The sequence below is a fragment of the Streptomyces sp. NPDC002306 genome (assembly GCF_053593435.1).
The window spans coordinates 258654-279937 of sequence record NZ_JBSFCK010000003.1; the positions used below are offsets into that span (position 1 = coordinate 258654).

Below are 21284 nucleotides of genomic sequence, written 5' to 3' on the forward strand. Positions count from 1 at the left end.
CTCGGCGGCCCGCTTTTCCATGCCCATGAACGCCCTCGAACGCCCGCGCTTCCATGCCCGCTTCTCCAGGCCCGCGCTTCCTCGACGCCGCCCGAAGCCCCGGCCGGGTCGAGGCGCGTGTTCCGCGCCCGACGGGCGCTTGTCGCCTGATCGGACTGCGCTGCGCCGAACGGAGTACACAGCGCAACCCCCACCCCGCCCGGGCAGTTGACGATCATGCAGCTCCGCCCCCGGAGTCCGCCTTTCGAAGGGAAAGACCATGAAGAAGCTGTGGGCAACCGCGGCTATCGCCGCCTCCGTCGCCGGTGTCTCGGCCGCGGCCGCGCCGCAGGCACTGGCCATCGGCAACGACGGCACCAACTCCGCGAGCGGCAACGGCGCCTCGCAGGAGTTCGGCAACTCGGCGACCTTCGGCGACATGAGCCCGCAGCTCTCGCTCGTCCAGGGCTCGCTGAACAAGCCCTGCGTCGGGCTGCCGCTCAAGGCCAACGTGGGCTCGCTCCTCGGCCTGATCCCGATCGCGGTCCAGGACGTCAACGTCCTGTCCTCCCCGCAGAACCAGCAGTGCGTCGAGAACTCCACCCAGGCCAAGGGTGACGAGCCGCTGTCGCACATCCTGGACGACATCTCGGCGCTGTCGGGCAACGGCCAGAACAACAACTGAGTCGTTCACTCCGCGCGCGGCGGGTCACCGGTCCTCCGGTGGCCCGCCGTTCCGCGTACCCGGCGACCGGCCGCCGGTGCCGGGCACTACTCGTCGAGGCGGGCCGCCGACGCGATGGCCGTGCCGAGCCGGGCCACGTCGTCGTCCTCGGTGATCGACGCCAGCCGGTCGGAGCGCCTGGCCAGCTCGTCCAGGGAAGGGGCGCCGGGCAGGGAACTCCAGCGGTCGTCCCCCGCGCGCAGGGCGTCGGCGAAGTAGGCGGCGACCGCGGTGACCTGGAAGCGGGGGCCGGCACTCCACACGGAGCGGCCGACGGAGTCCGTCTCCAACTGGCCGGACTCCTCGTGCGGTACGCGGGTCTCGGGGTCGAGCCAGCGGACCGTCGCGGTGGCGAGGTGGCCGTCGACGCCGGGCCGGGTGCGGACGGCGTACAGGGCGGTCACCGTGTGGCCGGGGCCGATCTCTCCCCCGTCGACACGGTCGTCGCGGAAGTCCTCGTCGGCGACCCGCCGGTCGTCGTAGCCGACGAGACGGAACCGGGCGACCGTCCGCGGGTCGAAGGCGACCTGGGCCTTGGCGTCGCGGGCGGTGAGGTCGATGTTCCGCGGGAGCTGGTCGCGGAACACCTTGCGGGCCTCGTCCTCGTCCGAGACGTACACCGTGTGGCCGTCGCCCTTGTCGGCGAGGCGCTCCATCAGGGCGTCGCCGTAGTCGCTGCCGACACCGACGCCGAAGAGCGTGATGCCGTGTTCACGGCGGGCGGTGGAGATCCGCTCCAGGAGGGAGTCCGGGTCGGTGTCGCCGTTGTTGGCGAGCGCGTCCGAGATCAGGACGACCCGGTTGGTGGCGCCCTCGCGCAGGCCCTCGACGGCGGTGGCGTAGCCGGTGCGCAGGCCCGCGCCGAGGTTGGTGGACTCCAGCGCCTCCAGGCTGTCGACCGCGCGGTGGACCCGGCCGCGGTGGCCGCCGAGCCGGGTCATCGGCAGGACGGTGCGGGCCTCGTCGCTGAAGGTGACGAGCGCGACCGAGTCGTCGTCGCGCAGTTCGTCCGTCAGCATGCCGAGGGATTCCTTGGCGAGGTCCAGGCGGCCCGGCTCGTCCATGGAGCCCGAGACGTCGATGACGAAGGTGAGCGCGGCGGGCGGGCGTTCGGCCGGGTCCGCGGCCGAGCGGGTGGCGAGTCCGACGCGGACGAGGGACCAGCCGTCCTGGTCGGTGCGGGCGCCGTCGACGGTGACCGAGAAGCCGTTGCCGTCGGGCCGTTCGTAGTCCTGGCGGAAGCTGTTGACGAACTCCTCCGGGCGGATCGTCGACGGGTCCGGGCGGCGGCCGTCGGCGAGGGAGCGGCGTGCGTAGCCGTACGACGCGGTGTCGACGTCGAGCGCGAAGGTGGAGAGGTGGTCGGGTGCGGGGGCGAAGTCACGGGCCTCGGACTCGCTGTCGTCGTCCTGCTTCTGTTCGCCGCCGCCCCCCGACTGCGCCGGCGCGGGGGCCGGCAGGCCTCCTTCGGCCTTGTTCGCGCCGTCCGCGCGACTGCCGTCGGCGGCGCTGCAGCCGGTGAGCAGCGCTCCGGCGGCGGCGAGGGCGAGCAGCGTGGCGCGCAGCCGCCTCGTTCGGTAGGTCCCCATCTGCCGTTCCCCCTACGGTCGTCGACGCCGGCGTCGGTGGACGACGGCCTTCTGTGACTGTGACGGCGCGGGGTGCCGGAACGTGCGTCATGGGGCGTTGCGGATGAATCTCGAAGAGGGCACGGCGGGGGCCCGTCGAGACCGGTGGGTGACCTTCCGTCGACCTGGCCGACGCGTGGCGCGGGCCGCGCGGCGGGATGTGGCCGGGCCGCTAGGACACCACGTCCTTGCGGGCGAAATTCCGGAAGGCCAGCGCGAACAGCACCAGGGCGTACGTCACGGAGATCGCCGTCCCCTGGATCATGCCGGACCACTCCGGGCGTGGCTGCACGGCGTCCGCCCAGGCGAACTGCCAGTGCGCGGGCAGGAAGTCGCGCCAGTCGCCGAGGGCGGTGACGGCGTCCAGGACGTTGCCGACGATGGTCAGGCCGACCGCGCCGCCGACCGCGCCGAGCGGGGCGTCCGTCTTCGTCGACAGCCAGAACGCCAGCCCGGCGGTGACCAGTTGGGAGACGAAGATGTACGCCACGACCACCAGGAGGCGCTGTGCGGCGGTGCCGGCGTCGAGTGCGCCGCCGGTGGGGAGCTCCAGCGGGCCCCAGCCGTAGGCGGCGGTGCCGACGGCGAGGGCGACCACCGGCAGCAGCACCATCGCGGCCAGACTGAGGCCGAGTCCGACCGCGAGCTTGGACCACAGCAGGCGCGCGCGAGGCACCGGGGCCGCCAGGAGGTAGCGCAGGGACGACCAGCTCGCCTCCGAGGCCACGGTGTCCCCGCAGAACAGGGCGACCGGGATCACCAGCAGGAAGCCCGCGGAGACGAACAGGTTCACCGCGGCGAAGTTGGCGCCGGACGCGGTGGCCGTGTCCATCAGGGTGACCTGGTCGCCCCGGCCGCCCGGCTCGCCGCCGATGGCGAAGGCGACGGCCAGGACGAAGGGCAGGGCGGCGAGGATCCCGCCCATGACCAGCGTGCGGCGCCGCTTGAGCTGGCGGACCAGCTCGACCCGCAGCGGCAGGGTGCGGTTCGCCCGGTAGCCGGAGGCGACCTCCACGGGCTCCGGGCGCCCGGTGAGCGTGCTCACGCGGAACCTCCGATCAGGGTGAGGAAGGCGTCTTCGAGCCTGCGGTGCGGTCCGACCGACTCCACCGGCACGTCGAGCCGGACGAGTTCGGCGACCAGGCGCCGGGCGCTGCCGTCCGCGTCGAGCCGGACCAGGAGTCCGTCGTCGGTGCGTACGGCCGAGGCGACGCCGGGCAGCGCGGCGACCTTCTCGACGACCGGCTCCTCGACGGGTCCGGCGGTGCCGACGAGCAGGGTGTCGCCGGAGCCGACGATCTCGGCGACCGGACCGGCCTGCACGAGCCGGCCACGGTCCATGACCACGAGGTGGGTGCAGGACTGCTCGACCTCCGCCAGCAGATGGCTGGAGACGATCACCGTGCGGCCGGCGGCCGCGTACCGGATCATCACCTCGCGCATCTCGCGGATCTGGGGCGGGTCGAGGCCGTTGGTCGGTTCGTCGAGGATGAGCAGGTCCGGCAGGCCCAGCATGGCCTGGGCGATGGCCAGGCGCTGGCGCATGCCCTGTGAGTAGGTGCGCACCGCGCGGGCGAGCGCGTCACCCAGGCCGGCGATCGACAGGGCCTCGTCCAGGTGGGCGTCCTCGGGCGGGCGGCCGGTCGCCGCCCAGTACAGTTCGAGGTTCTCGCGGCCGGACAGGTGCGGCAGGAAGCCCGCGCCCTCGACGAAGGCGCCGACCCGGGACAGCACCGGCGCGCCGGGCCGGATCGCGTGGCCGAAGACGCGGATCTCGCCGTGGTCGGGGGTGATCAGGCCCATCAGCATGCGCAGGGTGGTCGTCTTGCCCGCGCCGTTCGGGCCCAGCAGGCCCAGCACCTGGCCCTGCTCCACCCGGAAGGACAGGTCCTTGACCGCGTACCGGTCGCTCGACTTCGCGTACCGCTTGCCGAGGTCGGTGATCTGGAGGGGGACGCCTGCCAGGCCGGGGTCGGGGGCGGGGGTGGCGGTGCGCCTGCGGGCCGTCAGCAGCAGGGCGAGCGCGAGCGCCGCGCCGGCCAGGGGCAGCCACCAGACCCACGCGGGCAGCGTGGCGGCCGCGGTCGTCACCGCCGGGGCGGTCGGTACCTTCAGGTCGCCCTTCAGGGCGACGGTGTACGTCGCCGGGGCCGCCGGGGAGGCGTACGCGAGGTCGGTCGAGGCGAGGACCAGGCGGAGCCGGTGGCCCTTCTGGACCTGGTGGTCGATCGCCGGGAGGGTGATCGCGACGTCCTTGCCTGACCTGGCGCCCTCGACCCGGAGCGGTGTCACGAGCTGCGAGGGCAGCACCTGCCGGGTGCCCTTCGGGCCGACGTCGTAGACCTTGGCGAACAGCACGGCGTCGTCGCCGGTCGAGGTGACGTGGACGGTCGCGGTCGGGGAGCCGGTGATGGTGAGGTCGTCGGTCACCGGTGCCGAGTCGAACGAGGCGTACTGGCCGGGGAAGTCGAGCGACACCCCGACTCCCAGGGCCGACAGTTGGGCGAGCCCGCCGGTGCCGAGGCCCGGCAGGGCGGAGATCCCGGGCGGACTGGCGCCCGCCGGGTTGTCGAAGCGCTGCTCGCGTCCGGTGAGCGCGACCGGGCGTTCGTGACTCTCCAGGCCGGGGTAGGTGGTGCCGCTCGCGCCCCGCAGCCGGGCGGCGCCGTCGGTGGAGTCGACGCCCCCGGTGCGGGTGACGCGGAAGGCGGGGCCGGTGTCGGCGCCCTTGTCGTCCTTGAGGTAGCGGTCGAACCAGGCCGTCACGCGGGCCTGGACCCGGCCGGCCTCCAGGTCGCCGCCGTCATGGCCGCCCGCGATCCAGTCGACGTCCACGGGGGCGCCGTTGGCCTGGATCGCCCGCGCGGCCGCGTCGGCCTGGCCGAGCGGGAAGAGGGAGTCGGTCTGGCCCTGCACCAGGAGGGTGGGCACCTTGATGCGGTGGGCGACGGCGGACGGGGAGCGTTCCTCCAGCAGCGCGCGTGCCGCGCTGTCCGGGGTCCCCGACTCGGCGACGCGCTGGTACATCGCGCACAGCGCGGTCTCGAAACGGTCGCAGCCGCCGCCGGTGTTGAAGAAGACGCCGGTCCACAGCTTCTTGAACACGCCGTCGGGGAAGAGGGCGTCGGCGAGGTTCCAGTACGTGATGGCCGGGGCGATGGCGTCCACCCGGTCGTCGTGTCCGGCGGCCAGCAGTGAGATCGCGCCGCCGTAGGAACCGCCCGCGACGCCGACGCGCGGGTCGCCGGCCTTGTCGAGCCGGACCTGGGGCTGGCGCGCCAGCCAGTCGATCAGCTTCGAGACGTCGGCGACCTCGCCCCCGGGGGCGTTCAGCCCGATCCTGCCGGTCGAGCGGCCGAAGCCGCGCGCCGACCAGGTCAGTACCGCGTATCCGTCGCGCGCCAGGTCCTGCGCCTGCTGTTCGACGTCGTCCTTGCTGCCGCCGAAGCCGTGCGCCAGCAGGACGGCCGGACGGCGGCCGGCCGCCGAGGAGGTGAAGTACGAGGTGTCCAGGCGCACTCCGTCGACGGCCATGACCCGGTCGGCGCGGCGCACCGCGGGCACGTCGTCGGCGGCGACGGCCGTCCATGTCCCGGCACCGGCGAGCACGGCGACGGCGGCCACGGCGGCCGACAGCCGCCGTGGCGTCCGCGGCCGTCGCAGCGCGGGCAGTCGAAGATCCATGCGTCAACGGTACGGGCCGCCACCGACATCCGAAGCAGCCCCGGGGCGGAGCGTCCGCCCCTCCCCCGGGCGTAGAGGCGGGTGGTTCCGTACCGCGGTCGTGGTACGAACCGTCGGTGAACTCCGACCAGTACGCGATTCGCCGGGCCGCCACCGTCGCCGAAGTCGCCGCCGCCGAGCACCTCTTCGACCATCCGGTCCGCACCGAGTGGGCCGAGCGCTTTCTGACCGCCGCCGGGCACCATCTCCTGCTCGCCTACGAGGAGGGCACGGCCGCTCCCGTGGGCTTCGTCAGCGCGGTGGAGACCGTCCATCCCGACAAGGGCACCGAGATGTTCCTGTACGAGCTCGCGGTCGCGCCGCCGTACCGGCGCCGGGGCATCGGACGGGCGCTGATCGGACGGCTGGCGGCGCTGGGGCGTGAGCTCGGCTGCTACGGGATGTGGGTCCTGACCGACACCGGGAACGACGTCGCCCTCGCCACCTACCGCAGCGCGGGTGGCGAGGACGACGGGTCGTGCGCGGTGGTGACGTGGGACTTCGACTGAGCGGCCGGGCCGAGGCGCCGGGTTCAGGCCCGCGCGTCCTCCGGGATGGACACCAGCCAGCGGGTGTCGCGGCGGGGGCGCAGATAGAGGGCCCAGTAGAGGGTGGCGACGGCGGTGATGCCGCCGGTCCACAGGAGGTAGACCGTCTCCTGGCGGCTGAGGATGTACGCGAGGACCACGATCAGCAGGACGGGCACGGCGGGCCACAGCGGCATGCGCCACGCGGGCGTGTGCCGGTGCGAGCCGCGGCGGGCCAGCAGGGCGGCGATCGCGACGAGCAGGTACATGGCCGTCACCGACACGCCGGTCACGCCGTACAGGGTGTCGAGGTTGACGAAGCAGAGCAGGGCACCGGGGACGCCGACGAGGAGGGTGGCGACCCAGGGGGAGCCGAAGCGGCCGAGCCGCGAGAGGCCCTGGTTGACCGGCTCGGGCCAGGCCTTGTCGCGGGCCGAGGCGAACAGCACCCGCGAGTTCTGGATGACCATGACGATGCCCGCGTTGATGATCGCGAGGGCCACGCAGAGGCTGACGAAGGTGCCGACGGCGGAGTTCGACCAGGCGGTGACCATGGAGCTGATGTCGCCGCCGGTCAGGGTCGACAGGTCGGAGGCGCCCATGGTGATCGCGACGACCGGGACCAGGATGATGACCGTGGAGATGGCGAGGGTGGCCAGGACCGTGCGGGCGACGTTGCGGCGCGGGTTCTCCAGTTCCTCGGAGAGGTAGACGGCGGTCGAGAAGCCCTGGGTGACGAAGAGGGCGATGGCGAGGCCGGAGACGACCAGCATGGCCGTCACGGTGTCCGTGTGCCCGTGCCCGCCCGCCACCTGCATCGACACCAGGCTGCCCGCGCCGCGCTCGCTGTGGGCGAAGCCCAGGACCGCCACGACGGCCGCCGCGATGACCTCCAGGACCAGGAAGACCCCGGTGATCCAGGCGTTGGCGCGCAGGTCGAGCAGGCCGGCCAGGGTGGCCAGGAGCATCACGCCGGCGCCCGCCAGGGAGGGGTCGAGATGGACGATCGGCGCGAGGTAGTCGGCGGTGCCCATCGCGATCACCGGCGGGACGATCATGACGACCAGCAGGGACAGCACGAAGACCAGCCAGCCGGCGAGGCGGCCGGCCATCGTCGACACCATGGCGTACTCGCCGCCGGCGCTGGGGATGAGGGTGCCCAGTTCCGAGTAGCAGAACGCCACGGCGATACAGAGCAGGGAGCCGATGGCGATCGTCAGGGCGGTGGCCGTGCCGAGCGAGCCGAACAGATCGGGAACGACCACGAAGAGCGTGGAGGCCGGCGTCACGCAGGAGAGCGTGAGCAGCGTGCCGCCGACGACTCCGATGGAACGCTTCAGTGTCCGGGGACTGGTGTCCGGGGCCTCTGCGACGGCGGTGGCGACAGGGCGGAGCGTGTCGGTCATGCGGCGGTTCCGATCGCTTGTGCGAGGTGCTACGGGCGGGAGCGCTATCGCCTCCGGCGGCCTGGGTCGTTCGTCTCTTCGGTCGCTCCCGATGCCGCATGGAACCCCGGCGAAAACCAGCACGTCAATAGCCGTTTACCTTCGGAATTCGTGGCCCGGAGCGGGCGCTGATCGCGAATACGCCCCTCCGGCCGGACCGTTGCCCGCCTGGCGTCCGTACGGGAATCGCAGCGGGGGCGTCAAAAAAACGTGAAGGCGTCCGGAATGCGGACGGGGGAAACGTCCCGTTTACGTATCCGTACCGTAAATACGATCGCGGGAATGTCAGTGCCCACCACTAGAGTCCGGACCACAGTCGATTCACGGTTACGGGTGGGGACAGATGAAGCTGCGGTACACAGCGGGCTGGGTGGGGTTCACGGCCGCCGCACTGATGGCGACCTCCGCATGCGGCGCGGGACAGACGGCCAAGGACGCGGCCGACGGCGTCGCCGGCAACACCGACAAGATCATGGCGGCGCTCACGCGGGCGACCGACCGCACCGAGCAGCTCGGCTCGGCCGAGGTGAAGATGTCCACCGACATGGGCACCGGTACCCCGATCACCATGGAGGGCACCTACTCCTGGGGCGACGGGTACGCCTTCGACGTGGAGATGGACGCCAAGGCCGCGCAGATGCAGCAGCTGACCACGTCCCCGACGGTCCGCATGCTGTTCGTGGACGGCGCCTACTACTACGACATCGACCCGCAGGCCACCGGCCCCCTCAAGGGCAAGGAGTGGATGAAGGTCGACGCGTCGGCCGTCTTCGGCGAGAAGGGCTCACAGGCCCTCAGCGGCAGCTCCGCGGGCAGCCCGTCGGCGTCCATGAAGGGCCTGAAGTACGCCAACGACGTCGAGGACCTCGGCAAGGAGACCGTCGACGGGCAGAGCACGACCCACTACCGGGCCGTGGTCGACAAGGCGCACATGGGGAAGTTCAAGGAGGCCTACGGCAACACCGACAACCTCTTCGGCTCGGCCACCGGCGGCGCCTCCTCCGTCACCATGGACGTGTGGGTCGGCGCCAAGGACCTGCCGGTGCGCATGAAGCAGAAGTTCGGGACGGCCACCGTCACCATGGACTTCGAGAAGTTCGGCGCCACGGCCGAGGTCAAGGCGCCGCCGGCCGCGCAGACCGGTGACCTCACCGAGGCGATCAAGCAGGCCCAGAAGCAGCAGGGCTGAGCCCGGCCGCGGCGATGCCCCGCCCTCCCGGCACGGGGAGGGCGGGGCATCGTGGGCCGTACGGCCGGCGGTCGGTCGCCGGTCAGTGGTTGCGCGGGAAGCCCAGGTCGACGCCCGCCGGGGCCTCGGACGGGTCGGGCCAGCGCGTGGTGACGACCTTGCCGCGGGTGTAGAAGTGCGTGCCGTCGTTGCCGTAGATGTGGTGGTCGCCGAAGAGCGAGTCCTTCCAGCCACCGAAGGAGTGGTAGCCCACGGGCACCGGGATCGGCACGTTCACGCCGACCATGCCCGCCTCGATCTCCAGCTGGAAGCGGCGGGCGGCGCCGCCGTCCCGGGTGAAGATCGCGGTGCCGTTGCCGAACGGCGAGGCGTTGATGAGGGCCACACCCTCCTCGTAGGTGTCGGCGCGCAGCACGCACAGCACCGGGCCGAAGATCTCCTCCTGGTACGCCTTCGCGTCGGTCGGCACCCGGTCGAGCAGCGAGATACCGATCCAGTGGCCGTCCTCGAAGCCGTCCACGGTGTAGCCGGTGCCGTCGAGCACGACCTCGGCGCCCTCGGCCGCCGCGCCCTCGACGTACGAGGCCACCTTGTCGCGGTGCGCCTTCGTGATGAGCGGGCCCATCTCGGAGGCCGGGTCGTCGCCGGGGCCGATCTTGATCTTCTCGGCGCGCTCGCGGATCTTCGCCACCAGTTCGTCGCCGACCGAGCCGACCGCGACGACCGCGGAGATGGCCATGCAGCGCTCGCCGGCGGAGCCGTAGGCGGCCGAGACGGCGGCGTCGGCGGCCGCGTCCAGGTCGGCGTCCGGGAGGACCAGCATGTGGTTCTTGGCGCCGCCCAGAGCCTGGACGCGCTTGCCGTTCGCGGAGGCCGTGGTGTGGATGTGGCGGGCGATGGGGGTCGAGCCGACGAAGGAGACGGCCTTGACGTCCGGGTGCTCCAGGAGACGGTCGACGGCCACCTTGTCGCCGTGCACGACGTTGAACACGCCGTCGGGCAGGCCCGCCTCGGCGAGCAGTTCGGCGAGCTTCAGCGAGACCGACGGGTCCTTCTCGGACGGCTTCAGCACGAAGGTGTTGCCGCACGCGATGGCGATCGGGAACATCCACATCGGGACCATCGCCGGGAAGTTGAACGGCGTGATGCCCGCGACGACGCCCAGCGGCTGCCGGATCGAGGACACGTCGACCCGGGAGGCCACCTCGGTCGACAGCTCGCCCTTGAGCTGCACGGTGATCCCGCACGCCAGCTCGACGATCTCCAGGCCGCGCGCGACCTCGCCCAGCGCGTCCGAGTGGACCTTGCCGTGCTCGGCGGTGATCAGCTCGGCGATCTCGTCGCGGTGCGCGTCCAGCAGGGCGCGGAACTTGAACAGGATCGCGGTCCGCCTGGCCAGCGACGAGGTGCCCCAGGTCGCCCAGGCGTCCTTCGCGGCGGCGACGGCGGCGTCCACCTCGTCGACCGTCGCGAACGCGACCTTCGTGGTGACCGCGCCGGTCGCCGGGTCGGTGACCGGCCCGAACGTACCCGACGCGCCTTCGACGGTCTTGCCGCCGATCCAGTGGTTGACGATCTTCGTCATGCCCAGTTGCTCCTTCACAGATGGCGGCGTCGGGTGGTGACGTGCCGTTCGTACAGCTCACGTGCCTTGACCGCCGACGATCGGGTCGCGGTCTCGGCCACGGGTACATCCCACCAGGCCTGCGCCGGAGGCGCGCCCGACACTGTGTCTGCCGTTTCGGTCTCCACGTAGACACATGTGGGAGTGTCGGCGGCCCGCGCCTCGGCGAGCGCCGCGCGCAGTTCGCGGACGGTCTTCGCGCGCAGCACCCGCATGCCGAGGCTGGCCGCGTTGGCGGCGAGGTCGACGGGCAGCGGCGCCCCGGTGTACGTGCCCTCGCCGGACCGGTAGCGGTAGGCGGTGCCGTACCGCTCGCCGCCGACCGACTCCGACAGGCCGCCGATGGACGCGTAGCCGTGGTTCTGCACGAGCAGCATCTTGATCGCGATGCCCTCCTGCACGGCCGTGACGATCTCGGTCGGCATCATCAGGTAGGTGCCGTCGCCGACCAGCGCCCATACCGGGCGGTCGGGTGCCGCGATCTTCACACCGATCGCGGCCGGGATCTCGTAGCCCATGCAGGAGTAGCCGTACTCCAGGTGGTACTGGTCGCGCGAGCGGGCCCGCCACATCTTGTGCAGGTCGCCGGGGAGGGAGCCGGCCGCGTTGATGATCACGTCCGTCTCGTCGACGAGGGCGTCCAGCGCGCCCAGCACCTGCGGCTGCGTCGGCCGTATGTCCGGCTCCTCGGCCTCGTAGCAGGCGTCGACGCGCTGCTCCCAGCGCTCCTTGTCCTCGGCGTACTCGGCCGCGTACGCGTCGCCGACCCCGTGCTCGTGCAGGGTCAGGGCCTCCGTCAGCTGCTGGAGGCCGCTGCGGGCGTCCGCGATCAGCGGCAGGCCGCCGAGCTTGTGACCGTCGTAGGCGGCGATGTTGAGGTTGAGGAAACGCACGCCGTCACCCGTGAACAGGGTGTGGGAGGCGGTGGTGAAGTCGGTGTACCGGGTCCCCACGCCGATCACGAGGTCGGCCGTGCGGGCGAGTTCGTCGGCGGTCGCCGTGCCGGTGTGGCCGATGCCGCCGACGTCCTGCGGATGGTCGTAGCGCAGGGAGCCCTTGCCGGCCTGGGTGGAGGCGACCGGGATGCGGGTGGCCGCGGCGAACTCCGCGAGCGCCTCCTCGGCCCGGCTGTGATGCACACCGCCGCCCGCGACCAGCAGCGGCCGCCGGGCGGCGCGGATCATCTGGACCGCCTCGGCGAGCCCGGTCGGGTCGGCGCCCGGACGGCGCACCACCCAGGTGCGCTCGGCGAGGAACGCGTCCGGCCAGTCGTACGCCTCGGCCTGCACGTCCTGCGGCAGGGCGAGCGTGACCGCGCCCGTCTCCACCGGGTCGGTGAGCACCCGCATCGCCTGGAGGGCGGCCGGGATCAGCGCCTCGGGGCGGGTGATCCGGTCGAAGTACCTCGACACCGGGCGCAGACAGTCGTTGACCGACACATCGCCCGCGTACGGCACCTCCAGCTGCTGCAGGACCGGGTCGGCGGCACGGGTCGCGAAGACGTCGCCGGGCAGGAGCAGCACCGGCAGATGGTTGATCGTGGCGAGCGCGGCACCGGTGACGAGGTTGGTCGCGCCCGGTCCGATGGAGGTGGTCACGGCGTGCGTCGACAGCCGGTTCGACTGGCGGGCGTAGCCCACCGCCGCGTGCACCATGGACTGCTCGTTGCGGCCCTGGAAGTAGGGCATGTCGTCGGCGTACTCGACGAGCGCCTGGCCGACACCGGCGACGTTCCCGTGGCCGAAGATGCCCCAGGTCGCGCCGATCAGCCGCTGCCGGTGCCCGTCCCGCTCGGTGTACTGGGCGGACAGGAAGCGCACGAGCGCCTGCGCGACCGTGAGCCTCGTCGTCGAAGTCGTCGAGGTCATCGGTAACCCCCTGTGCTTTCTACGTGGTCCGGGTGGAAGCAGATCCGCCACTCCCGCGTCCCGCCCGGACCCGCCATGACGTTGAGGTAGTACATGGCGTGGCCGGGCTGGGCGATGGACGGGCCGTGCCAGCCGTCGGGAACGAGGACGGCGTCGCCGGAGCGGACCTCCGCGAGGACGTCGGAGCCGCCCGCGCGTGAGGGGAATACGCGCTGATAGCCGAACCCGTTCGGACCGTCGATCTCGAAGTAGTAGATCTCCTCGAGCTGCGACTCCTCGCCGGGCCGGTGCTCGTCGTGCTTGTGCGGCGGGTACGAGGACCAGTTGCCGCCGGGTGTGACGACCTCGACGGCGATGAGCCGGTCGCAGTCGAACGCGTCGGCGGACGCGAAGTTGCGCACCTGGCGGGCGCAGTCGCCGCCGCCGCGCTGCTCGACGGGGACCTCCGGCGCGGGGCCGTAGCGGGCGGGGAGTCGTCGCTCGCACTTCGCTCCTGCCAGGGCGAAGCGGCCTCCCGCGCCGGAGGCGATCTGTGCCTGGGCGTCCCGGGGCACGTAGGCGAAGTCGGTGACTCCGCCGAACACGCTGTCCCGGCCCAGGAGTTGGAACTCGTCGTGCTCAATTTGTACGGTACATCCGCCTTCCAGCGGAAGGATGATCCATTCACTGTCCCCCGCGGTGAACGCGTGCGTACCGCCCGGTGACAACTCCACGATGCGCAGGCTGCTGTGCGTCCAGCCGGCCCGCTCGGGGTCGATGTCGACGGCGTACCAGTCGTTCGCGGTGGCACCCCGGGGCAGGTGCAGGTCGGTGCTGGTCATGCGGCCCTCACAGCAGTCCTACGGCGGTGTCCACGGCGGCGGCCACATCGCCGTCCGCCGGGTACAGCAGCGAGCGGCCTACCACCAGGCCGCGCACGGTGGGAAGTCGGAGCGCGCCGCGCCACTTCTCGTAGGCGGCGGTCTGGTCCTCGACGGAACCGCCGACCTCGCCGCCGAGGAGCACGGCGGGCAGCGTGGAGGTCTCCATGACCTGAGCCATGTCGTCGGGGTTCTCGGTGACCGGCACCTTCAGCCAGGTGTAGGCCGAACTGCCGCCCAGGCCGGAGGCGATGGCGATGGACCTGGTGACCGCGTCCGCGCTCAGGTCGTTGCGCAGCCGTCCGTCCGGTCCGCGCCGGCTGATGAACGGTTCGACGAAGACCGGGAGCCTGCGCTCGGCCATCGCGTCGATGGCGCGGGCGGTGGACTCCAGCGTGGTGAGGGAGCCCGGGTCGTCGTAGTCGATGCGCAGCAGCAGTTTGCCCGCGTCGAAGCCGAGGCGGTGGATGTCCTCGGGGCGGTGGCCGGTGAAGCGGTCGTCGAGCTCGAAGGAGGCGCCCTGGAGACCGCCCCGGTTCATGGAGCCCAGGACGACCTTGTGGTCGAGGGCGCCGAGCAGCAGCAGGTCGTCGAGTATGTCGGCGGTGGCGAGGACCCCGTCCACACCGGGGCGGGACAGCGCAAGGCAGAGGCGTTCCAGCAGGTCGGCGCGGTTGGCCATGGCGAGGCGGCGGTCGCCGACGCCGAGGGCGCCGCGGGCCGGGTGGTCGGCGGCGACGATCATCAGCCGGCCGTTGTCGCCGAGCAGCGGCCTGCGGTGGCGGCGGGCGGCGGCCTCGGCGATCGCCTCGGGGTGCCGGGTGCGCAAGCGGACGAGTTCGGCGACGTCCACGCGGGCGCGGGCGGCTCCCGAGCCGCCCTCGTGCCGGACCTCTCCGACGTGGCCCGCCCTCACAGCACCGCTCCGGCGGCGAGCGCCGCGTCGACCTCGTCAGGGGTCGGCATCGCGGACGAGCACTCCAGACGGGAGGCGACGATGGCGCCGGCCGCGTTGGCGTACCGCATGGTCTTCTCCAGATCCCAGCCGTTGAGCAGGCCGTGGCACAGCGAGCCGCCGAAGGCGTCGCCGGCGCCCAGGCCGTTGAGGACGTTCACCGGCAGCGGGGGGACCTCGGCGGACTCACCCTCGCGGTTGACGGCGAGGACGCCCTTCGGGCCCTGCTTGACGACGGCGAGTTCGACGCCGGCCGCCAGAAGCGCACGGGCGGCGGCGTGCGGCTCGCGCACTCCGGTGGCGACCTCCACCTCGTCGAGGTTGCCGACGGCGACGGTGGCGTGGCGCAGGGCCTCGGCGTAGAAGGGGCGGGCGGTGTCGGGATCGCTCCAGAACATGGGGCGCCAGTCCAGGTCGAAGACCGTCGTGCCGGACTTGGCGCGGTGGGCCAGGGCCGCGAGCGTCGCCGAACGGCTGGGCTCCTCGCTCAGGCCGGTGCCGGTGACCCAGAAGACGCTCGCCTCGCGGACCGCGTCGAGGTCCAGGTCGTGGGCGTGGATCTCCAGGTCGGGCGCCTTGGGCTGCCGGTAGAAGTACAGCGGGAAGTCGTCCGGCGGGAAGACCTCGCAGAAGGTGACCGGGGTCGGCAGCCCGGGGACCGGGGTGACCCAGCGGTCGTCGACGCCGAAGCCGCGCAGCGCCTCGTGCAGATAGGCGCCGAACGGGTCGTCACCGGTCCGGGTGATCACGGCGGTCCGCCGGCCGAGCCGGGCCGCGGCCACGGCCACGTTCGTGGCGGAGCCGCCGAGGAACTTCCCGAAGGCCGTCACCTGGGCCAGGGGGACACCCGTCTGCAGCGGATAGAGGTCCACTCCGATCCGCCCCATGGTGATCAGGTCGTACGCCATCGGGTTCCCTTCGCTTCGACTTCCACCGGTTCTAATGCCGGACCCCGAGCCCTGTCAATGTTTTGTCCAGACATTCGGACCAGAGCTTGACACCCCCTCGCCGGGGACAGCACGCTGACGGCCATGACTTCGCTGTCACCTCAGTCCTCACTCTCCCGTATCCGCATCGGTTCGGCGCCCGACTCGTGGGGCGTCTGGTTCCCGGACGACCCACAGCAGGTGCCCTGGCAGCGCTTCCTCGACGAGGTCGCCGAAGCCGGTTACGAGTGGATCGAGCTGGGTCCGTACGGCTATCTGCCGAGCGACCCCGCCGTACTCGCCGAGGAGACCGCGCGGCGCGGCCTGAAGGTGTCGGCCGGCACGGTGTTCACGGGGCTGCACCACGGGCCGGACGTCTGGGACCGGACCTGGGCGCACGTGTCCGACATCGCCGCCCTGACCCAGGCGATGGGCGCCCGGCACCTGGTCGTCATCCCGTCCTTCTGGCGGGACGACAAGACCGGCGAGGTGCTGGAGCCGGACACCCTGACGCCGGGGCAGTGGCGTGATCTCACCTCGCTGACCGAGCGGCTGGGCCGGGAGGTGCGCGAGCGGTACGGACTGGAGATCGTCGTCCACCCGCACGCCGACACCCACATCGACAGCGAGGAGAACGTCGTCCGCTTCCTCGACGGCACGGACTCCGACCTGGTGTCGCTGTGCCTGGACACCGGGCACTACGCGTACTGCGGCGGCGACAGCGTCAAGCTGATCGAGACGTACGGCGAGCGCATCGGCTATCTCCACCTGAAGCAGGTCGACCCGGAGATCCTGGCGGACGTGCGGGCGCGGGAGATCCCGTTCGGGCCGGCCGTGGCCCGTGGGGTGATGTGCGAACCGCCGTCCGGGGTACCGGCGCTGGGGCCGGTGCTGGAGGCGGCGCAGCGGCTGGACGTGGACCTCTTCGCGATCGTCGAGCAGGACATGTACCCGTGCGAGCCGGATCGGCCGCTGCCGATCGCTCAGCGGACGCGGGCGTTCCTGAGGTCCTGCGGGGCGTAGCCCTCCGGGGGTGGGGTGGGATCTCGTCCGCCGGTCCCGCGAGTCGCTCGGGTGCCGGTCGCTCGGGTGCGGGGCGGTGGGGGCTGGTCGCGCAGTTCCCCGCGCCCCTGAGGGGGAGGGCGGACCGGGTCGTGGGTGAGTGCGGGTTGTGGGGGGTTCTCGCGCCGTTCCTCGCGCCCCTGAGGGGGTGAGGGGGACGGGAGCGTGGGTGGCTGCGGGCCGGTGGGGGTTCTCGCGCCGTCCCTCGCGCCCCTGTGGGGGCTCGCGTGGGTTTGCGTTGGGTCTGTCACAAAGGGCTCTCTTCTGTCACACATGTCGCGTGTACGCGGGTTTCGTGTCACACCCGGTCGACAGGCGAGGCCCCGTCCTCACTCTGCGTCGTTCATGGGGCACACGCTGGTGATCGCCAGCGCCGCGCCCGGCTCCCCCGACGGCCGCCCCCCGGCCGCCGCCGCGGCGCGCGCAGGGAGGTGCAACTCATGACCGACCGAAGGCTCTGGTCGTACAAGGAGATCGCGGCGCACATCAAGGTGCAGCCGGACACCGTACGGTCCTATCGCAAGCACGGACTGCTGCCGCCGCCCGACCACGTGGAGGGCGGCAAGCCCTACTGGTACGCCGAGACCGTCCGCGCGTGGGTCGCGTCCCGGCCGGGGAACCGGGGCCGCCGACCGGACTGAGCGGCCAGGGGCGAGTCCCCACACCGAAAAACCCTTCTGTGCCCCACCCTCGCGTGGGGCACAGTGCGTCGTATGGACTTCTCCGTCAAACCCGTGCTCACCGGTGCGAGGACCGTGCTGCGGCCGTTCACCGCGAGCGACGCCGACACCATGTGGGAGATCATCGGCGACCCCGAGGTCGTCCGCTTCACCTTCACGCCGGACAGCGATCTCACCCTCGACCGGGTGCGCTCCTGGTACGCCGATCGGGCCGGGCAGCCCGACCGGCTCGACCTCGCCGTCACCGACCGGGCCACCGGTGAACTCGTCGGCGAGGTCGTCCTGTACGAGTGGGACCCGCACACCCGCGGCTGCACCTTCCGCACCCTGATGGGTCCGCGGGGCCGCGGCCGGGGCCTGGGCACCGAGGCCACCCGGCTGATCCTCGGGTACGCCTTCGAGCGACTCGGCCTGCACCGGGTGCAGTTGGAGGTGTACGGCGACAACCACCGGGCCCGGCGCGTCTACGAGAAGGCCGGGTTCGTGGTCGAGGGGGCGCGGCGGGAGGCCGCGCTGCGGAACGGCGCATGGGTGGACGAGGTGATCATGGGGGTCCTCGACCGGGAGTGGGCCGTCCACCGCGGGCGGCCCGAGGACCGCGCGGTCAGCTCCACGGATCGATGACCGTGACCCCGGCACCGGGCGCCGTCCCCATCGCGGCCAGCGCGGCCGGCACCGCGTCCAGCGGGATGGTCGACGTCACCAGCAGGTCGGGGCGCAGGACGCCCGCGCCGACGAGTTCCAGCATCGCGGGGTAGCCGTGCGCCGGCATGCCGTGGCTGCCGAGCAGTTCCAGCTCCAGGCCGACGGCGCGGGCCATCGGGACGGGGGTCGTGCCGTCCGGTGAGGGCAGCAGGCCGACCTGGACGTGCCGACCGCGGCGGCGCAGGCCGTTCACGGACGCCGCGCAGGTGGCCGGGGAGCCGAGGGCGTCCAGGGAGAGATGGGCGCCGCCGCCGGTGAGCGCGCGGACCGCCGCCGCCGTGTCCGCCGTGCGGGTGGCGTCCACGCACTCCGCCGCGCCGAACCTCCGCGCCAGGTCCAGCGCCCGCGGTGCCACGTCGACGGCCACCACCCGCGCCCCGGACGCCGCCGCGATCATCACCGCCGACAGGCCGACGCCGCCGCAGCCGTGCACCGCGACCCACTCCCCCGCCGCGACCCGGCCCTGCCGCACGACCGCCCGGAACGCCGTGGCGAACCGGCAGCCGAGGGCGGCCGCGGTCGCGAAGGACATCCCGTCGGGGACGGCGACGAGGTTCACGTCGGCGTGGTCCAGGGCCACGTACTGGGCGAAGGAACCCCAGTGGGTGAAGCCCGGCTGGGTCTGGCGCTCGCACACCTGCTGGTCACCCGCCGCGCAGGCCGGGCAGGTGCCGCAGGCGCAGACGAACGGCACGGTGACCCGGTCGCCGGGGCGCCAGGCGGTCACCCGGGACCCCACCGCCTCCACCACACCGGCGAGTTCGTGCCCCGGGACATGCGGGAGGGTGATGTCCGGGTCGTGGCCCTGCCAGCCGTGCCAGTCGCTGCGGCACAGCCCGGTGGCCGCCACCCGCACCACCACCCCGTGCTCCGCGGGCCGCGGGTCGGCCACCTCCCGCACCTCGGCCGGCTCCCCGTACCGATCGAACACCACAGCCCGCATGCGTCCGCCCTCGCCTCCGCCGGGCCCCGGGGCCGGCCACCCCGGGGATCAACCCGCGCCCTCGGCGGAACGCTATCCGGGCACCCCGGCCTTGTCCCGCTCCCGGTCGGTCTCCGTGACCGCCGCCGGCTCCCCCTCGCTCAGCCCGAACCGGCGATGGAACCCGCGCAGCGGGGCCGGGGCCCACCAGGTCGCGCGGCCGGTGAGCCGCATGATCGCCGGGACCAGCAGGCTGCGGACGACCATCGCGTCCATCAGCACCGCCAGCGCGATGCCCAGGCCCAGCATCTTGGTGTTGGTCACGCGGGAGGTGCCGATCGCCACCATCACCACGGCGAGGATGACCGCGGCGGCGGTGATCAGGCCGCCGGTGCGCTGAAGGCCGTGCCGGACCGCCTCGCGGTGGTCGCCGCCGCGGTCGTACTCCTCCTTGATGCGGGAGAGCAGGAACACGCCGTAGTCCATGGAGAGGCCGAAGGCCACGCAGAACATCAGGACGGGCAGGGTGGTCTCGATGGAACCGGGGCTGGTGAAGCCGAGCAGGCCGGAGAGATGGCCGTCCTGGAAGACCCAGACCACCGCGCCGAACATCGCCGTCAGGCTGAGCGCGTTCAGCAGCACGGCCTGGATCGGTATGAGCACGCTGCCGGTGAGCAGGAAGACCAGGAACAGGGTGACCACCGTGATGAACACGGCCGCCCAGGGCAGGCGTTCGGCGATCGCGTGCTTGGAGTCGACCAGGACGGCGGCCGTGCCGGTCACCTTGGTGTCGAAGGGGGCGTCCAGGGCGCGCAGGTCGCCGACCAGTCGCTGGGCCGCGTCGTCGACGGCCTCGCCCTTCGGCAGCACCGTGAAGTACGCCGAGTCCCCGCGCACCAGGGGGCCGTCCACGCCCGCCACCTCCGGCAGGGCGGACATCCGCGCCTTGTAGGCGGCGTACTGCGCCTGGGTCGCGTCGCCCTCGGCCAGCACCTCCAGGCCGCCGCCGGGGCTGCCCGGGAAGTCGTCCCGGATGTGCTGCTGCACGACGTGCGACTCGGCCGTGGAGGGCAGTTGGCGGTCGTCGGCGGTGCCGAACCGCACACCGAGGAAGGGCAGTCCGAGCAGGACGAGGACGGCCGTGGTCGCCAGGGCGAAGAACGGGGCCCGGCGCATGACCAGGGAGGCCGTGCGCGCCCAGGCCGTGCCCTCCTCGCCGGAGGCCTTCGGGGGCCGCCCGCGGCGCAGCAGACGGCGCAGGTCGAGCGCGTCGACCCGGTGGCCGAGCAGGACCAGCGCCGCCGGGAGCAGGATGAGGGCGGCCGCGGCGGCCAGGAGCACCACCGCGATGCCGGCGTAGGCGAAGGAGCGCAGGAAGTACTGCGGGAAGACGAGCATCGCGGCCAGGGACACCGCGACCGTCAGCGCGGAGAACAGGACCGTGCGGCCCGCCGTGCGCAGCGTGGTGCCGATGGCGGTCAGCGGTTCGGCGCCGCCGGACAGTTCCTCGCGGAAGCGGCGGACCACGAACAGGGCGTAGTCGATGGCCAGTCCCAGGCCGAGGGCCGTGGTGAGGTTCATCGCGAAGACCGAGACGTCGGTGAACTCGGAGATGCCGCGCAGCACCGCGTTGGTGCCGAGGATCGCGATGATGCCGATGCCGAGCGGCAGCAGGGCCGCGACCGCGCTGCCGAAGACCATCACCAGCAGCACCAGGGTGATGGGCAGGGCGATCACCTCGGCCCGCGTCAGGTCCTCGCGGATGATCGTCTGCATCTCGTGCCGGACGGCGACGATGCCGCCGACCCGCACCTTCACCGGGCCCTGGGTGCCCCGGTAGGAGGGCTCGATGCGGTCCAGGGTGTCGCCCATCGTCTTCTCGTCGCCCGTGATGCGGGCGGCGATCAGCGCCTCGTGGCCGTCCTTCGCGCGCAGCGCGGGCGCCGCCGACGGAGCGGCCTGCCAGTAGGAGCCGACGCCGGTCACGCCCTTCTCCCCGGCCAGGCGCGCGGTGAGGCGGTTCGCCTCGGCGACGACGGCCGGGTCGTCCACGGAGGCGTCACCCGCGTCGAGCAGCAGCAGGAGGTTGGGCTGGGAGCCGGGGAACTCGCGCTCCAGCGCCTTCGTCGCGTACGTCGACTGCGCGTCCGGGTCCTCCCAGCCGCCGCTGCCCAGCCGGTCGGCGACCCCGCTGCCCGCCAGCACGGCGAGCACGGTGAGCACCAGGGCCGCCAGCAGCGACAGCCGTGGGCGCGCGGTCACGAGGCGCGTCCATCCACCGACGCGGGGTGGGCTGTTGACTTCGGTCATTGTGCGGTGTCCCCTTCACCTTCACCGTGATCCGTCATCCGTGCTGTACACAGACAGGAGCATGGGTCGGTCATTGCCATAGACTGACAAACACGAGAGATCGCTCGCGTTTACCCAGAATGCGAGCGGCCGCTCGTGTTTGTCAATCGCGTGCGGA

General features: G+C 72.5%; 17 protein-coding genes. 6 read left to right on the forward strand and 11 right to left on the reverse strand.

The features are described 5' to 3' along the window. Positions 1 to 259: 259 nt before the first annotated feature. Positions 260 to 664, forward strand: a complete 405-nt coding sequence (locus tag ACWCQK_RS08770) for a rodlin (protein WP_451153369.1) — start codon at positions 260 to 262, stop codon at positions 662 to 664. Positions 665 to 750: 86 nt separating this feature from the next. Here the strand turns inward: ACWCQK_RS08770 and ACWCQK_RS08775 are convergent, their stop codons facing one another. The 3 genes from ACWCQK_RS08775 to ACWCQK_RS08785 all read right to left on the reverse strand — a co-directional run bounded on the left by ACWCQK_RS08775 (position 751) and on the right by ACWCQK_RS08785 (position 6015). Next, the gene (locus ACWCQK_RS08775) at positions 751 to 2292 is read right to left on the reverse strand and encodes a YfbK domain-containing protein (protein WP_451153371.1); all 1542 of its coding nucleotides are present in this window, start codon (positions 2290 to 2292) and stop codon (positions 751 to 753) included. Between the two features lie 211 nt (positions 2293 to 2503). After that, positions 2504 to 3376: an ABC transporter permease gene (locus ACWCQK_RS08780; protein ID WP_451153373.1), complete on the reverse strand. Its 873-nt coding sequence runs from the start codon at positions 3374 to 3376 to the stop codon at positions 2504 to 2506. Beyond that, on the reverse strand, positions 3373 to 6015 hold the full coding sequence (locus ACWCQK_RS08785; RefSeq protein ID WP_451153375.1) for a CocE/NonD family hydrolase: 2643 nt from the start codon (positions 6013 to 6015) through the stop codon (positions 3373 to 3375). Before ACWCQK_RS08785 ends, ACWCQK_RS08780 begins: the two co-directional genes overlap by 4 nt. A gap of 116 nt (positions 6016 to 6131) precedes the next feature. Between ACWCQK_RS08785 and ACWCQK_RS08790 the strand changes: the two genes are divergently transcribed. Beyond that, a complete protein-coding gene (locus tag ACWCQK_RS08790) occupies positions 6132 to 6563 on the forward strand; it encodes a GNAT family N-acetyltransferase (protein ID WP_451153377.1) in 432 nt (143 codons plus the stop codon). Positions 6564 to 6586: 23 nt separating this feature from the next. Here ACWCQK_RS08790 and ACWCQK_RS08795 read toward each other — a convergent pair whose 3' ends face one another. Next, positions 6587 to 7987 carry an APC family permease gene (locus tag ACWCQK_RS08795; RefSeq protein WP_451153379.1) on the reverse strand — a complete coding sequence of 467 codons (1401 nt, stop codon included), beginning with the start codon at positions 7985 to 7987 and terminating at the stop codon, positions 6587 to 6589. A gap of 382 nt (positions 7988 to 8369) precedes the next feature. On the opposite strand from ACWCQK_RS08795, the gene ACWCQK_RS08800 reads away from it, so the two are divergent. Then, complete coding sequence (locus ACWCQK_RS08800) at positions 8370 to 9215, forward strand: hypothetical protein (RefSeq protein WP_451153381.1); 846 nt, start codon at positions 8370 to 8372, stop codon at positions 9213 to 9215. Between the two features lie 82 nt (positions 9216 to 9297). On the opposite strand, the gene mmsA is transcribed toward ACWCQK_RS08800, so the two are convergent. The 5 genes from mmsA to iolC are packed head-to-tail and all read right to left on the reverse strand — an operon-like array spanning position 9298 to position 15430. Beyond that, positions 9298 to 10800, reverse strand: coding sequence for a CoA-acylating methylmalonate-semialdehyde dehydrogenase (gene mmsA / locus ACWCQK_RS08805; protein ID WP_451153383.1), 1503 nt, complete (start codon positions 10798 to 10800; stop codon positions 9298 to 9300). Between the two features lie 14 nt (positions 10801 to 10814). Next, positions 10815 to 12707: a 3D-(3,5/4)-trihydroxycyclohexane-1,2-dione acylhydrolase (decyclizing) gene (gene iolD, locus ACWCQK_RS08810; protein WP_451153385.1), complete on the reverse strand. Its 1893-nt coding sequence runs from the start codon at positions 12705 to 12707 to the stop codon at positions 10815 to 10817. Then, positions 12704 to 13528, reverse strand: a complete 825-nt coding sequence (gene iolB, locus ACWCQK_RS08815; RefSeq protein ID WP_451153387.1) for a 5-deoxy-glucuronate isomerase — start codon at positions 13526 to 13528, stop codon at positions 12704 to 12706. Before iolB ends, iolD begins: the two co-directional genes overlap by 4 nt. A 7-nt stretch (positions 13529 to 13535) precedes the next feature. After that, on the reverse strand, positions 13536 to 14420 hold the full coding sequence (locus ACWCQK_RS08820; RefSeq protein WP_451153918.1) for a Cgl0159 family (beta/alpha)8-fold protein: 885 nt from the start codon (positions 14418 to 14420) through the stop codon (positions 13536 to 13538). A 59-nt stretch (positions 14421 to 14479) separates the two neighbouring features. Continuing rightward, positions 14480 to 15430 carry a 5-dehydro-2-deoxygluconokinase gene (iolC, locus tag ACWCQK_RS08825; protein WP_451153389.1) on the reverse strand — a complete coding sequence of 317 codons (951 nt, stop codon included), beginning with the start codon at positions 15428 to 15430 and terminating at the stop codon, positions 14480 to 14482. 123 nt (positions 15431 to 15553) lie between these two features. Here iolC and ACWCQK_RS08830 point away from each other — a divergent pair, with 123 nt between their 5' ends. The 3 genes from ACWCQK_RS08830 to ACWCQK_RS08840 all read left to right on the forward strand — a co-directional run bounded on the left by ACWCQK_RS08830 (position 15554) and on the right by ACWCQK_RS08840 (position 17814). Then, positions 15554 to 16471 carry a sugar phosphate isomerase/epimerase family protein gene (locus ACWCQK_RS08830; RefSeq protein WP_451153391.1) on the forward strand — a complete coding sequence of 306 codons (918 nt, stop codon included), beginning with the start codon at positions 15554 to 15556 and terminating at the stop codon, positions 16469 to 16471. Positions 16472 to 16950: 479 nt separating this feature from the next. Next, complete coding sequence (locus ACWCQK_RS08835; RefSeq protein WP_451153393.1) at positions 16951 to 17151, forward strand: helix-turn-helix transcriptional regulator; 201 nt, start codon at positions 16951 to 16953, stop codon at positions 17149 to 17151. A gap of 72 nt (positions 17152 to 17223) precedes the next feature. Next, positions 17224 to 17814: a GNAT family N-acetyltransferase gene (locus ACWCQK_RS08840; protein WP_451153395.1), complete on the forward strand. Its 591-nt coding sequence runs from the start codon at positions 17224 to 17226 to the stop codon at positions 17812 to 17814. Here ACWCQK_RS08840 and ACWCQK_RS08845 read toward each other — a convergent pair. After that, positions 17795 to 18838: a zinc-dependent alcohol dehydrogenase family protein gene (locus ACWCQK_RS08845; RefSeq protein WP_451153397.1), complete on the reverse strand. Its 1044-nt coding sequence runs from the start codon at positions 18836 to 18838 to the stop codon at positions 17795 to 17797. The two genes, ACWCQK_RS08840 and ACWCQK_RS08845, sit on opposite strands and share 20 nt — an antisense overlap. A gap of 72 nt (positions 18839 to 18910) precedes the next feature. Next, positions 18911 to 21127 (reverse strand): MMPL family transporter, encoded by a 2217-nt coding sequence (locus ACWCQK_RS08850; protein ID WP_451153399.1) that lies wholly within the window; start codon positions 21125 to 21127, stop codon positions 18911 to 18913. Between the last annotated feature and the right edge of the window lie 157 nt (positions 21128 to 21284).

Coding starts and splice junctions, on each gene's coding strand:
- ACWCQK_RS08770 (WP_451153369.1), top strand. CDS start 260: ATGAAGAAGCTGTGGGCAACCGCGGCTATCGCCGCCTCCGTCGCCGGT.
- ACWCQK_RS08775 (WP_451153371.1), bottom strand. CDS start 2,292: ATGGGGACCTACCGAACGAGGCGGCTGCGCGCCACGCTGCTCGCCCTC.
- ACWCQK_RS08785 (WP_451153375.1), bottom strand. CDS start 6,015: ATGGATCTTCGACTGCCCGCGCTGCGACGGCCGCGGACGCCACGGCGG.
- ACWCQK_RS08795 (WP_451153379.1), bottom strand. CDS start 7,987: ATGACCGACACGCTCCGCCCTGTCGCCACCGCCGTCGCAGAGGCCCCG.
- ACWCQK_RS08800 (WP_451153381.1), top strand. CDS start 8,370: ATGAAGCTGCGGTACACAGCGGGCTGGGTGGGGTTCACGGCCGCCGCA.
- mmsA (WP_451153383.1), bottom strand. CDS start 10,800: ATGACGAAGATCGTCAACCACTGGATCGGCGGCAAGACCGTCGAAGGC.
- iolD (WP_451153385.1), bottom strand. CDS start 12,707: ATGACCTCGACGACTTCGACGACGAGGCTCACGGTCGCGCAGGCGCTC.
- iolB (WP_451153387.1), bottom strand. CDS start 13,528: ATGACCAGCACCGACCTGCACCTGCCCCGGGGTGCCACCGCGAACGAC.
- iolC (WP_451153389.1), bottom strand. CDS start 15,430: ATGGCGTACGACCTGATCACCATGGGGCGGATCGGAGTGGACCTCTAT.
- ACWCQK_RS08830 (WP_451153391.1), top strand. CDS start 15,554: ATGACTTCGCTGTCACCTCAGTCCTCACTCTCCCGTATCCGCATCGGT.
- ACWCQK_RS08835 (WP_451153393.1), top strand. CDS start 16,951: ATGACCGACCGAAGGCTCTGGTCGTACAAGGAGATCGCGGCGCACATC.
- ACWCQK_RS08840 (WP_451153395.1), top strand. CDS start 17,224: ATGGACTTCTCCGTCAAACCCGTGCTCACCGGTGCGAGGACCGTGCTG.
- ACWCQK_RS08845 (WP_451153397.1), bottom strand. CDS start 18,838: ATGCGGGCTGTGGTGTTCGATCGGTACGGGGAGCCGGCCGAGGTGCGG.
- ACWCQK_RS08850 (WP_451153399.1), bottom strand. CDS start 21,127: ATGACCGAAGTCAACAGCCCACCCCGCGTCGGTGGATGGACGCGCCTC.